We start from the raw sequence: 13,220 nt of genomic DNA on the forward strand, positions 1-13,220 counted from the left end.
GCTTCTTTGATAATATTTGTTGATTTTTATTTGAAGAAGCTTGCTTTATTCGTGAAAACTTTATTGAAGGAGTTTATTGGTAACCCCTTTTTCCGATTTCTGGAGATTCAGGACACCAGTCGGCCCTATTGGTGACCTATTTTTCCTATTTTTGGAGATTNAGGGTNCCAATCGGCTTCATTGGTGTCCTCTTTTTCCTGTTTCTGGAGATTCNAGGTTCCAATCGGCTTCATTGGTGTCCTCTTTNTCCNGTTTCTGGAGATTCAGGGTCTCAATCGGCCCTATTGGTTACCTATTTTTCAGGCCTGTGCAGATTTAAGGCACCAATACATCGTTGAGCTGTCATAAACCAATCCACAACAAAAACACCCGGGGAATTCACAGTGTTCTCCCCAGGTGTTGCAGCCTATTTACTTTTTGTACTGGATACGATAAATATCGTGTCTGCGGTCTTTCAGCTGCCGAACTGTTCCGTCCTGGCGCTGGCGGCGGAGGATCTCGAGGTCGACATCGCCGATCATGACCATTTCGATGTTCGGGTTCGTTTCGCCAACGATTCCGTCTCTTGCAAATTCAAAATCGGATGGAGCGAAGATGCCGGACTGCGCGTACTGGATATCCATGTTTTCTGTTTGCGGCAGGTTTCCGACTGTGCCCGAGATGACAGTATAGATCTGGTTCTCGACCGCTCTTGCCTGGGCACAGTATCGGACCCGGAGGTATCCCTGGCGATCTTCCGTACAGAAAGGAGTGAAGATGATTTTTGCTCCCATATCCGTCGCAATTCTCGCAAGCTCAGGGAACTCGATATCATAACAGATCTGGATAGCGATTTTGCCGCAGTCAGTATCGAACACCTTCAATTCATCGCCCCGGCTGATACCCCACCATCTGCGTTCATTCGGTGTGATGTGAAGCTTGTATTGCTTATCGATTGTGCCGTCGCGTCGGAACAGATAGGAAATATTATAGATTTCTTCATCTTCTTCTTTTACAAAGTGAGAGCCGCCGATGATGTTGACATTGTAGCGGACTGCCAGGTCAGTAAAAAGTTCAATATATTGTTCCGTGTATTCGGCAACATGGCGGACTGCCAGCGAAGGTGACTTTTCATTCATGAAGGACATGAGCTGTGTCGTGAAAATTTCCGGAAACACCGCAAAATCTGAGCCGGCATCCGAAGCGACATCGGTAAAGTACTCAACCTGGTGGGCAAAGTCTTCAAAAGATTCAATTTGCCTCATCATATACTGAACAACGCAAATGCGGACCGGGTTACTTGTTTTAAAAAAGCGCTTCGATTTCGGATGGTAATCGACATTATTCCATTCCATCAATGTTGCATATTTGTTCGATTGAAGATCGTCCGGCAAATAATTCGGATTGATCCTCATTAATATGAAATCATTCCTTAGCTGGAATGATAGAACAGGATCGTAGATTTTATGCGACGCGACCTGCCTAACATATTCACGAGGTGACATTTCTTCCGCGTGCAGATGGTAATTAGGGATGCGGCCGCCGATGATGATACTCTTCAGGTTCATCTGCCTGGCGAGGTCTTTTCTTGCCTCATACAGACGGTAGCCCACCTTCATCCTCCTGAATTCAGGATGGGTCATGACTTCAATTCCATATAAATTATAGCCATCTGGGTTATGGTTGGTGATATATCCTTCATCCGTGATGTCATCCCAGCTGTGGCGGTCATCGTATTCATCGAAGTTGATAATCAGGCTGGAACAGGAACCAACCACCTTGCCGTCATATTCCGCCACGAACTGTCCTTCCGGAAAGATTTCAAGATGGCTTTCCAGCTGGTCACGCTTCCAAGGGTCCATTCCAGGAAAGCAGCTATTCTGCATTTTGATGATTTCATCAATATCTTCAAGCTTCGTATTGCGGATGATCATTTTTTTTTCAAATTTCGATAAATCCAGTTCAGTCATATATTGCACCCTTTCTTAAGGAACTAAATCGTCTTGTAGAAATAAATTATGTAAAAAAGCACTACATCATATCCCTATACCCCGAAATGAACAAGAATAACACTCTTTCTTTAGCTTCTCCTGATTCATTGAAAAAAATATTTCACATAATGTTAATTGATATATTTTATTACTTTCCTTAAGATATAATGAGAGATCATTGTTTTAACCGTAGAAACTATTTAAATTGAGATTACATAGCTTAGGGGAGATTAGCTTGCAAGAATCGAAAAAAGATTCAAGAGAAACCTTATTATTTGCAGCATGGGCCACTTCCATCATTGCGATGTTTGGCAGCCTGTATTTTTCGGAAATCCGCCAGTATGAACCATGCCTGCTCTGCTGGTACCAGAGGATCCTGATGTATCCTTTTGCCTTGATTCTGGGGATAGCCGTTGTGAAAAAAGATTATAAAATCTCTTTTTATACAATGATCATGGCTGCTGTCGGCGGACTCATATCGCTTTACCATTATTCATTGCAAAAAGTGCCATTCATGGCCGATAATGCTGTTACCTGCGGAAGAGTTCCCTGCACGGGCCAATACATCAATTGGTTTGGTTTTATCTCTATCCCATTCCTGGCCTTGACCGCATTCATCATCATTTTTTCATTAAGCCTGGTTATATGGAAGAAATCGAAGGAGGAAGCTTAAGTTGAAAAAGCTTATCATTTTTTTGGTCATTATCATAGGATTGTTCGCAGCTTTATTCTTTGTCAATAAAGCGCAAAATGAGGAGAAATCTGAAGGCAATCCATATGGAAAAAATACGCTTCATCCTGAAACCGTCAAACAGTTGGATGACCCAAACTATCAAAACATCATCCTGCCTGACGAACTTGATAAGAAGCTTGAAGCGGGAGAAGATGTTACAGTTTATTTCTTTAGCCCAACATGCCCGCATTGTGTCCGTACGACTCCGGTGGTCGCACCCCTGGCAAAGGATATGGATGTTGATCTAGTACAATACAACCTGCTCGAATTCGAACAAGGCTGGAATGACTACGGAATCGAATCGACTCCAACCATTGTCCAGTACAAGGATGGAAAAGAAGTAAACCGGATTGTTGGCTATCAGGAAGAAGCCTCTTTTAAAGATTGGTTCAATGAGAACACTCTGAAATAACGAAAAACGCCTGCGAATTCGCAGGCGTTTTCTTCTTATAGCAATAGTCTGTTGGCGGCTTTCGTATAAGTACTGATATACTCTAAATGGACATGATTCGATTCAGAGAACTGACTGTAATTGAAGGGAAAGCAAATCCCATAGTCCGTCAAGATCTGAACATTTTTGCGGAACATGGACTGATATTTTTCGGGAATATGGCCAGACTCCAGGATCGAGATCAAAGTCTGCATACTTGTAATGACCTGGAAAGCATCTCCCAGTGTACTGAACCTCTCGAACTGTTCCGGTCTGGTATGTAACACTTCAAGTCTTTCGAATTCATGTATGTCTTCATCCGTGAAGTATAATGGAAAGATATCAGAGTAAAAATAATTTGCAAGCTCCACCACTTTTTCTTCCTGTCCGGGCGTAGACGCATAAACAATTTTCAATGATCGACCCACCTTTTTTAACCCTTTGTAATCTAATCGTAATATATTCTTAGAATAACATATCCATTCCGTTAAACAGGGTGGTAATTATGCCCATGCAGGCGGTAAAAGTTGACAAAACCTATGTAAAATGGAATCTTATCCTATACATACACAAACAAGGAGATTATGATGATTCACACAAACAAAAGAGGCAACTGGTTTGAAATCACGGTTCCCGAAGAATGGGAAAAACACACGCTGGAAACCCTTTTCAAGGAGGTCTGGAAGGCACCGAAAAAACTGGTCCATACCTTCCGCATGGAAAAAAGCGTCCTGTTAAACGGGCAGGTCCCTGATTGGACCCTTCCTTTGCGTAAAAATGAACGATTAAGCCTAGAACTTTTCACTGATGAAGAACCGACGTTCATCCCTGAGTATTTGGATGTCGAGGTCATTCATGAGGATGATCACCTGATCGTCTTCAATAAGCCCGCGGGAATGGACACCCATCCAAATGAAGACGGCCAGACAGGCACACTCGCAAACGCTGCTGCATTCCATATGCAGGCAAGCGGCGAGACCAACCGCCCGCGCCATATTCACAGACTTGACCGGGATACGACGGGAGCGGTCCTTTTTGCAAAAAATCCTCTCATTGCCGCCATCCTGGACAAGATGCTGGAGGAACGTTCCATCAAAAGAACCTACGTTGCACTGGCAGATGGAATCATCAGGCAGAAAAAAGGAACAATCGACAAACCGATCGGTCGGGATCGTCATCACGCGACCAGAAGGAGAGTATCCGCAACAGGCCAGAAGGCAGTCACCCATTTTAAAGTGTTGGAAAAACTCAACCAGAAAAACCTTTCCCTCCTCCAGTGTTCACTGGATACTGGGAGGACCCATCAAATCCGTGTTCACTTCAGCGCCATTGGACACCCGCTCGCAGGCGACAAACTGTACGGAGGAAGTGACACTTTTTACCGGCAGGCATTGCATGCTGTAAAGATGGAATTCATCCACCCGTTTACACAGGAAAAAATAATATGCCATGCTCCTTTTATCGACGAGGAACCGATTTTCATTAATATTGATCCATATGAAATTTGATATTTTGTTGGGGATATTTACGCCACATTCAAAATGAACTTGTGCCCTTCTCCATTATGCACACAAAAAAGCCCTTCCGAAGTGGAAGGGCTTTTTAACCTTATAATTAGTCAGCTTTGCGCATGCTCTTCATTACAAGGCTCACGATGAATACTAGTGCAATTGCACCGATCAATGCTGGAAGAATCGCAAAGTCAGCAACTACTGGTCCCCAGTCACCTAGAATTGCTTGTCCAATCCAAGCACCTACGAAACCTGCGATGATGTTGCCAATTACTCCGCCTGGAATATCTCTTCCAAGGATTAGTCCTGCTAACCAACCAATAATACCACCAATAATTAATGCCCAAAGAAAACTTAACATAATTGTTCTTCCTCCTTATGATGTGAATGTAATGTAAAGTAGTAGTGCCAGGTGTTCCTACACCCATTTTTTTACTGCAGTTTTTATAAAATTAGGCTGTGCTGATGAAGTTTGCTTCCCGGGAGCTAATCAGCTTGCTCTAATCTTATCTTACCTCTTTAACTGTGATGTTAAACATGAGATTCTGCAGCAGACAAGCAGTCAATCTGAGTTGTTGATTCTTGTTGTTTTCTGCTTGTACACCTACATTACCACCCTCAGATTGTTTTAAAACCTGCAATGTCAAAATCCTTTTTTAAACATCTCTTCGGGTTTTTTCTCTGTTATAGTGTAACCATTTTTAAAAATAAAAAACGGACTGTTAAAAAATTCAGTCCGTGAGCCTATATTAAAAATCGATATGATCGGGATCAGCTCCGAAACGCTGATTTTTGTTGAGTCCATCAATCTCTGCCATCTCTTGCTGGCTAAGCTGGAAATCAAATACCTCGGCGTTTTCTTTCAGCCTTGAAGGCGTGATCGATTTTGGAATCGGTATAATCTCATGCTGCAGGTGCCACCTTAATATGATTTGGGCCGGAGTTTTTCCATGGCGTTCGGCGATGCTCCTCAATATAGGTTCATCCAGGAACCTTCCTCTGGAGAGCGGCGACCAGGCTTCCACTACAATATCTTGTTGACTGCAGAAATTTCGCAGCTCCGCCTGCAATAGCAATGGATGCAGTTCAACCTGATTGATGACTGGCCTTTCTTGACAATTACTTAGGAGATCTTTCAAATGGTGGGTCTTAAAATTGCTGACGCCAATAGCTTTTACTTTCCCGTCTTGATAAAGTTTTTCGAGGGCGCGCCACGTCTCCAAATACATCCCTTTTACAGGCCAGTGCACCAGATATAGATCAAGATAGTCAAGCTCCAGTTTCTCCATGCTTTGATCGAATGCACGCAATGTATTTTCATATCCCTGTTCAGAATTCCAGACCTTTGTGGTTATAAACAATTCTTCCCTTGGTACGCTGCTATTCCTGATCGCTCTTCCTACACCTTCTTCATTCTCGTAAAAAGAGGCCGTATCAATCAGCCGGTAGCCAAAATCAAGCGCTGAATGAATCGTTTCTTCAATCTGTGTCCCATCCTCGACCTTGTAGACACCCAAACCCAAAACAGGCATTTCAACTCCATTATGTAATTTAATTTTGCCAAAATTGTTCGCCATGAAATCCCTCCTTTCCATCCATTTTATCCCTGAGCAGAATCAATTACAAATCAAAACGGCTGCCGGTCAGGCAGCCGCTAAATCTATATAAACGGCACATTGGCCGATATTTTAACTCCACTCAATGTCTAAGTTCCCGGCAAAAAATTGTCCTAAACAGCCGGACAATTTAAATTTTTAAAAATGGGCTATTCAGAGGTTTAAAAACAAAGAAATTAATATTAACCTCTTGTTAAGATTGTAAAAGTCGAAACAAGGTTTTTATTAAATTTATGTAAATTTTTTCGCAAACATCTTCATATTTCGACATCTTTAAGCTAAAATGAATTTCGCTCTTAAAATTTATTAAGATAACAGTGGGGGGACCATAATGGTTTTCAGAAAAAAGGACAAGTTTGCAATTTTGCTTACGGATATTTCCGTAAATCTGAAAGAAAGCAGTGAATATTTTGCTGATTATAAACTCAACAATGCAAGCGATTTAAAAATCTTCACTGAAAAGATGAAGGATATGGAGACAAAAGGTGATACATTGATTCATGAAGTGATCATGGAGCTTAATAATGCATTCATCACTCCTATCGAACGAGAAGACATTCTCGCCCTTTCAATGACTATGGACGATGTGCTTGATGGAATGGAGCAATGCGCTAACCTGTTTGATATGTATTCAATCATGAAAGCGGATGAGTTCATGATGCAGTTCGTGGCAGCAATCAAGAGTGCTTGTTTCGAGATTGAACAGGCCGTCCAGCTTTTGACAACCAAGAAACTTAAGCAAATCAGGGAACATGCCATCCGCATTAAAGATCTTGAGTCAAAATGCGATGGAATCCTTCGCCAGTCTATTAAACACTTATTCTCGGTTGAAAAAGACCCAATCAGAATCATACAGTATAAGGAAATATATGAAGGTCTAGAAGAAATCGCAGACAGCTGCCAGGATGTTGCAAACACACTTGAAAGCATCGTCATGAAAAACGCGTAAGGAGCCTGAAAAATGGATGCAGTATTTTTAGTAACAGTATTGATTGTTATCGGGGCTCTTGCATTTGACTTCATTAATGGTTTTCATGATACAGCAAATGCAATCGCCACTTCCGTATCGACAAAGGCTCTGAAACCACGGCATGCCATTCTTATGGCTGCCATCATGAACTTTGTTGGAGCCATGACGTTCACTGGCGTAGCTAAAACGATCACCAAAGATATTGTGGATCCTTTCACTCTTGAAAATGGTTCAATCGTCATTTTAGCTGCGTTGCTTGCTGCGATCTTTTGGAACCTGCTGACATGGTATTATGGCATTCCGAGCAGTTCTTCCCATGCGATCATCGGTTCCATTGCCGGTGCGGCAATCGCAGCATCAGGATTTAGTGCGTTAAATTACAGTGGCTTCCTTAAAATCCTTCAAGCGTTGATTATTTCACCGCTCCTTGCTTTTGCGATAGGATTTATTATTTACAGTATTTTTAAAGTTGTATTCAGAAACAACAATCTCGCAAAAACGAATAGGAATTTTCGCTATTTCCAAGTTGCGACTGCCGCCCTGCAATCTTTTACACATGGAACGAATGATGCGCAAAAAGCCATGGGGATCATTACCATGGCGTTGATTGCAAATAATTATCTGACCACAAATGATATTCCGTGGTGGGTTCAGCTTGCCTGTGCCACTGCTATGGGTCTCGGCACCTCAATAGGCGGCTGGAAGATCATTAAGACCGTCGGCGGAAACATCATGAAAATCCGCCCGGTGAATGGTGTTGCAGCAGATTTAACTGGCGCACTGATCATTTTTGGTGCAACCTATATCCATCTGCCTGTCAGCACGACTCATGTTATTTCCTCTGCAATTTTGGGTGTCGGATCTGCCCACAGGGTGAAAGGCGTAAAATGGACTACAGCTCAGCGGATGATTATTACATGGGTCATTACATTGCCTATTTCCGCAACCGTTGCAGCCATTTCCTACTATATCTTGAATGCTTTGTTCTAGAATACTTAAAAAGCCGAGGGAACGTTCCCTCGGCTTTCTTTGTTTATTCTTCGATGTCTATCTAATGCTGTCAATTGCTCCAATCAGCCTGTTTTCAATGTCTGAGGCAATTCCCTGGAGATCTTCATTATCTACAAATTTAATCAGTTCTGTAGGTTTCGGAAGTCCAATCTTCGTTGAACCATTTTCTTTATAGACGACAATTTTGCATGGAAGGAAATAGCTCACGAGCGGACTTTTCTCAAGGACTCGTTTCGCTTCATGTGGATTGCATACTTCAAGGATCATATAGTCCCCGTCTAGCTCTACACCTTTGCCAGCCAGTGTTTCCTTCATATTCAGTGACCACAGGACACCGAATTTCTCATTTTTCAGGCTTGTTTCAAGTGCCGATACCGCTTCATCCATTGTCTTGTCCACTTCAATTGTATGATGGAACATATTTGATCTCTCCTTTCGATTTTAAAATACCTTTAAATGATGGAAGATAAACCACTATAGGTATTATATATATTATGCCATAGTAAAAAACCGCCGTACATTTATTTGCATACCGGCGGCGATAACTTCTGGCAATCCTTTTACATCAAGATCTTTCGTGCAGATCCGAAATCTCCACGGATGTTCTCTCTTCCAGTGGCCCACGCAGGTGAACAGTCGCGGTCCGACCATCTTCATTTAAATGATCAATCCAGACAGATGCACCATTATAGATAACATCGATTTCTGCAGATGATGATAATATTTGCTTCACTCTGTTCAAATCCATTTTCCTAACCTCCACAATCCATTTTCTCCACTATTTTAGCTAGAAGCTTTTAATTTTATGCGGTACATGCAACGAAACTTTGGCTTTTGCTACATAGCGATGCAAGCCCGTACACTTTCACGAGATCATTTTGTTAGTAACAATTGGAAAATATTCTTATCCCTGTGCCACGAAAATGACTATTTACGTTAAAATAAAATAAAAGCTTGAAATTCAGGAGGTCATTATGCCTGATTGGTCCTATCACCCGCTATTTAAACCTTGGCTATCGAGGCTCCCTGGAAATGCGGGCAGGGAATTCATCCACCGGGGAATGTCGGCAATCGCCAATGTTCCTGGAGGAAAATCATTCATCGAGTTTCTCGGCCATATGGGTCCTTCAGGAAAATTGGCGCGAAATCTGTTTGGGCTGCATTTCGAAAGCCCGATTGGATTAAGCTGCAAAATCGATCCCAAAATAACCGGTACTCATGCATTCCAAAATCTTGGATTTGGTGCAATTGAAGTTGGTCCTGTTACTGTTTCCCCACGGGAGCCTGCTCCAGCTGCATCACTTACACCTACAGAAGATGCACTGCTTCTGCCAGAAAACCTTCAGACGATTGGACTTACGGCCACACTCGACAATTTGAAAAAGAAACAAATGAGAGTACCCGTCCTCATCCGACTAGAGGAACCAGGAACGATTGCCAGACATTTCAAAGACATTGGGGATGCATTTGTAATAGAAATTGACTGCATAAAAAGCCCGGAAGACCTTTCACAATTAAAAGCAGTGTTGAATAATAGACCGATTCTTATAGCAGTAAGACATTCGGAGGTAATTGAAGCACTTCCGAAACTGAAGGCGGCAAGTCAAATTGCAGATGGAATCATGGTGGAGGAAGACAGTGTACTTACATCAGGCATGAAGGCCCTGCCTTTACAGCAAACGAGCTCCCTGGTCCATGCAATAACGAGGATAAAGACAGACATCTCCTTACCAGTCGTGACTTCTGGAGGAGTTGCCGAACCGGCTGATGCACTTGAACTCTTCGAAGCAGGAGCAGAGCTTGTCTTTCTGTCTGGAGGCTATGTCGCATCAGGACCTGGGTTGCCAAAAAGGATCCAGGAAGCTATGCTTGATATCCGCGAGGAAGAAAGTGTTAATCTTCCAGGATGGCAATGGTATTGGCTGTTTGGATTGTTTATTTTGATGGGCGGCTCCATCGTCCTGTTCTATAGTTTGACGAAGGTGATCCTGTTCTATGATGAAGCCTTCATGCAAATGAGCAGGCTTGAACTGATTGCCTATAACGCCAATCTCTATAAATTCATGTCCCACGATCGGATGACACTGGCCGGTACGATGATTTCAGGCGGGTTTATCTATATGCAGCTTGCCCGCCATGGGATCAGACACGGGATCCATTGGACGAGGAGAGCATTCAATATCGGGGCAATCACAGGCTTCCTCGGGATATTGCTTTTCCTTGGATTTGGTTATTTCGACTGGCTGCATGGATTGTTTTGGCTGATCCTGCTCCCTGTTTATCTAATTGGCTTCAGAAAGACCCGAGGTGCGAATGAACCGCCTGCCTCTAAAAACCGAACCAACCATCGCGCCTGGAAAAAAGCAGTATATGGACAGCTATTGTTCGTCGTTCTCGGCTTCTCTTTTGTTATGGGAGGAATCATGATTTCCTTGATTGGAGCGACATCAGTCTTTGTCGATACCGATGTTCAATATATTTGCATGACGCCAGATCAGCTTAATGCTCTGAACGAAAAGCTGATTCCTGTCATCGCTCACGACCGCGCAGGCTTTGGCAGTGCACTATTCAGCGTGGGGCTGTTGGTGCTGACGCTGGCTTTATGGGGTTTCCACGAAGGTTCAGCCTGGGTATGGAGAACATTCCTGATCGGTGGAATCCCAGCATTTGCAGCAGGGATCCTCACACATTTCTATATCGGTTATATCGATTTTATCCACCTGCTCCCGGCATATTTCGCACTTACGCTTTACATTGGAGGCTTATTGTTGACGAGAGATTATTTTAATAATAGATAACCTTTTAGACTGCAGACGTAACCAGGAGAAAGCTTCCTTGCTTGCAGTCTTTTTTCGTAAGGGCATCTTTTTGCCCGAGAGTTACCCTTATGTGAAGTTAATCCCATACATAAGGGCATCTTTTTGCCCAAGAGTTACCCTTATGAGAAGGTAACCCCATTTATAAGGGCATCTTTTTGCCCGAGAGATACCCTTATGTGAAGGTAATCCCATACATAAGGGTATCTTTTTGCTCGAGAGATACCCTTTTGAGAAGGTTATCCGATTCATAAGGGTATCTTTATGCTCGAGAGATACCCTTATGTGAAGGTTAACCGATCCATAAGGGTATCTTTATCCCCGAGAGATACCCTTATGTGAAGGTAATCCCATACATAAGGGTATCTTTTTGCCCGAGAGTTACCCTTATGTGAAGGTTAACCGATCCATAAGGGTATCTTTATCCCCGAGAGATCCCCTTATGTGAAGGTAATCCCATACATAAGGGTATCTTTTTGCCCGAGAGATACCCTTATGTGAAGGTAATCCCATACATAAGGGCATCTTTTTGCCCGAGAGTTACCCTTATGTGAAGTTAATCCCATACATAAGGGCATCTTTTTGCCCAAGAGATACCCTTATGAGAAGGTAACCCCATTTATAAGGGCATCTTTTTGCCCGAGAGATACCCTTATGAGAAGGAAAAATTCAGCATCCTACTTTTAACGGATTAAGGAAACACTATGGCTTATATGACGATTAGTCTATAAAAACAATCCTCTATCCTTAAATATTTGATTTTCTTTAAATTCACCCTTGTAAAAATCGCTAATAACGAATATTATATTTATTGTGTCTAAAAAACGTTCGTATTTTGGAGGAACTCATGTTTAAATTAAAAGAGAACAACACAACCATAAAAACTGAAATGATGGCTGGGTTAACAACCTTCTTCACGATGGTTTATATCGTAGTCGTCAATCCAATCATCCTTGCTGATGCTGGTGTTCCCTTTGCACAGGTTTTCACAGCGACCATCATCGCTGCAGTCATCGGTACGTTATGGATGGCCTTATTTGCTAATTATCCGATTGCCATCGCTCCGGGCATGGGCTTGAATGCTTACTTCGCCTATTCCGTTGTCGGCAACCATCAGAATATTACTTATGAAACAGCATTTGCCGCTGTATTTATCGCAGGTTTAATCTTTGTCATCCTTTCGCTGACATCTTTCCGCGAAAAATTGATTGAAGCAATTCCTGTCAACCTGAAACACGGAATCACTGCCGGAATCGGCCTCTTCATTGCTTTTATCGGCTTGCGCCTGACAGGGATCATCACGGCACATCCGACAAACCTGGTTGCACTAGGTGATCTGCATTCCCCTTCTGCACTTCTTGCCTTAATTGGACTTGCAATCACGCTTATCTTAATGGTACTGAACATAAATGGCGCCCTTTTCCTTGGGATGGTTGTTACGGCCATGATTGCCTTTTTCACTGGCCAACTGAGTTTTAATGACGGTTTCATGGCGATGCCATCGCTTCCTGAAGGAATGATTGTCCTGAATCCTTGGACCGCCTTGATGGATGTTATCCACAACAGCTTGTATGCTGTCGTCTTTTCGTTTATCCTTGTGACTATTTTTGATACGACAGGTACGATGATCGGTGTAGCTCACCAGGCTGGATTGATGAAGGGCAATTCTATGCCGCGCGCCCGGGAAGCACTGCTTTCCGACTCGATTGCTACTGCTGCCGGCGCTATGTTCGGGACAAGCCCGACGACTGCTTACATTGAATCTTCTTCAGGTGTGGCGGCAGGCGGACGGACTGGTCTTACTTCACTGACAGTAGCGGGACTGTTCATTCTCGCTGCATTCTTCGGTCCGCTGGTAAGCGCGGTTTCCGGCTTGTCTGCTATTACTGCTCCGGCATTGATCATTGTCGGAAGCCTGATGATGGGAAGCATCTCAAAAATCAGCTGGGATGAACTTGATGAAGCATTCCCTGCCTTTCTGATAATCCTGAGCATGCCGCTTACATCAAGCATCGCTACAGGAATCGCACTTGGCTTCATTTCCTATCCTCTTTTAAAAGTAGTTAAAGGAAGATGGCGTGAGGTCCACCCACTGCTTTATGTATTCGCAGTATTGTTCTTTTACCAGCTAGCTTTCCTGCCTCACTAAGGAAAAGCTTGCAT

The 13,220-nt window shown here is 43.0% G+C and carries 13 protein-coding genes; 7 read left to right on the top strand and 6 right to left on the bottom strand.

Features of this window, described 5'->3' with window-relative positions:
- Positions 1-410 precede the first annotated feature (410 nt).
- Positions 411-1,949: a GNAT family N-acetyltransferase gene (locus ACNAZ4_RS04165; protein ID WP_415812906.1), complete on the bottom strand. Its 1,539-nt coding sequence runs from the start codon at positions 1,947-1,949 to the stop codon at positions 411-413.
- Positions 1,950-2,205: 256 nt separating this feature from the next.
- On the opposite strand from ACNAZ4_RS04165, the gene ACNAZ4_RS04170 reads away from it, so the two are divergent.
- Positions 2,206-2,643 (top strand): disulfide oxidoreductase, encoded by a 438-nt coding sequence (locus ACNAZ4_RS04170; RefSeq protein WP_415812907.1) that lies wholly within the window; start codon positions 2,206-2,208, stop codon positions 2,641-2,643.
- 1 nt (position 2,644) lies between these two features.
- Positions 2,645-3,115, top strand: coding sequence for a thioredoxin family protein (locus tag ACNAZ4_RS04175; RefSeq protein WP_415812908.1), 471 nt, complete (start codon positions 2,645-2,647; stop codon positions 3,113-3,115).
- A gap of 35 nt (positions 3,116-3,150) precedes the next feature.
- Here ACNAZ4_RS04175 and ACNAZ4_RS04180 read toward each other — a convergent pair whose 3' ends face one another.
- Positions 3,151-3,549 carry a YhcU family protein gene (locus ACNAZ4_RS04180; RefSeq protein WP_415812909.1) on the bottom strand — a complete coding sequence of 133 codons (399 nt, stop codon included), beginning with the start codon at positions 3,547-3,549 and terminating at the stop codon, positions 3,151-3,153.
- A gap of 171 nt (positions 3,550-3,720) precedes the next feature.
- Here ACNAZ4_RS04180 and ACNAZ4_RS04185 point away from each other — a divergent pair, with 171 nt between their 5' ends.
- The gene (locus tag ACNAZ4_RS04185) at positions 3,721-4,641 is read left to right on the top strand and encodes an RluA family pseudouridine synthase (protein ID WP_415812910.1); all 921 of its coding nucleotides are present in this window, start codon (positions 3,721-3,723) and stop codon (positions 4,639-4,641) included.
- A gap of 106 nt (positions 4,642-4,747) precedes the next feature.
- Here ACNAZ4_RS04185 and ACNAZ4_RS04190 read toward each other — a convergent pair whose 3' ends face one another.
- On the bottom strand, positions 4,748-5,005 hold the full coding sequence (locus ACNAZ4_RS04190) for a GlsB/YeaQ/YmgE family stress response membrane protein (protein ID WP_415812911.1): 258 nt from the start codon (positions 5,003-5,005) through the stop codon (positions 4,748-4,750).
- 388 nt (positions 5,006-5,393) lie between these two features.
- Entirely contained in the window at positions 5,394-6,221 is an 828-nt protein-coding gene (locus tag ACNAZ4_RS04195) for an aldo/keto reductase (protein ID WP_415812912.1), read from the bottom strand.
- 370 nt (positions 6,222-6,591) lie between these two features.
- Here ACNAZ4_RS04195 and ACNAZ4_RS04200 point away from each other — a divergent pair, with 370 nt between their 5' ends.
- Positions 6,592-7,209 (top strand): DUF47 domain-containing protein, encoded by a 618-nt coding sequence (locus ACNAZ4_RS04200; protein ID WP_415812913.1) that lies wholly within the window; start codon positions 6,592-6,594, stop codon positions 7,207-7,209.
- 12 nt (positions 7,210-7,221) lie between these two features.
- Positions 7,222-8,220 (top strand): inorganic phosphate transporter, encoded by a 999-nt coding sequence (locus tag ACNAZ4_RS04205; protein WP_415812915.1) that lies wholly within the window; start codon positions 7,222-7,224, stop codon positions 8,218-8,220.
- A 57-nt stretch (positions 8,221-8,277) separates the two neighbouring features.
- Here the strand turns inward: ACNAZ4_RS04205 and ACNAZ4_RS04210 are convergent, their stop codons facing one another.
- Together ACNAZ4_RS04210 and ACNAZ4_RS04215 are read right to left on the bottom strand one after the other, a co-directional pair.
- Complete coding sequence (locus ACNAZ4_RS04210) at positions 8,278-8,661, bottom strand: DUF302 domain-containing protein (RefSeq protein WP_415812916.1); 384 nt, start codon at positions 8,659-8,661, stop codon at positions 8,278-8,280.
- A gap of 145 nt (positions 8,662-8,806) precedes the next feature.
- Positions 8,807-8,989, bottom strand: a complete 183-nt coding sequence (locus ACNAZ4_RS04215) for an H-type small acid-soluble spore protein (protein ID WP_415812917.1) — start codon at positions 8,987-8,989, stop codon at positions 8,807-8,809.
- A 226-nt stretch (positions 8,990-9,215) separates the two neighbouring features.
- On the opposite strand from ACNAZ4_RS04215, the gene ACNAZ4_RS04220 reads away from it, so the two are divergent.
- Together ACNAZ4_RS04220 and ACNAZ4_RS04225 are read left to right on the top strand one after the other, a co-directional pair.
- Complete coding sequence (locus tag ACNAZ4_RS04220; protein WP_415812918.1) at positions 9,216-11,039, top strand: dihydroorotate dehydrogenase; 1,824 nt, start codon at positions 9,216-9,218, stop codon at positions 11,037-11,039.
- Positions 11,040-11,904: 865 nt separating this feature from the next.
- On the top strand, positions 11,905-13,206 hold the full coding sequence (locus ACNAZ4_RS04225) for an NCS2 family permease (RefSeq protein ID WP_415812919.1): 1,302 nt from the start codon (positions 11,905-11,907) through the stop codon (positions 13,204-13,206).
- The last annotated feature ends 14 nt before the right edge of the window (positions 13,207-13,220 follow it).

Source organism: Mesobacillus thioparans, from assembly GCF_965138835.1.
GTDB lineage: Bacteria > Bacillota > Bacilli > Bacillales > Cytobacillaceae > Mesobacillus > Mesobacillus thioparans.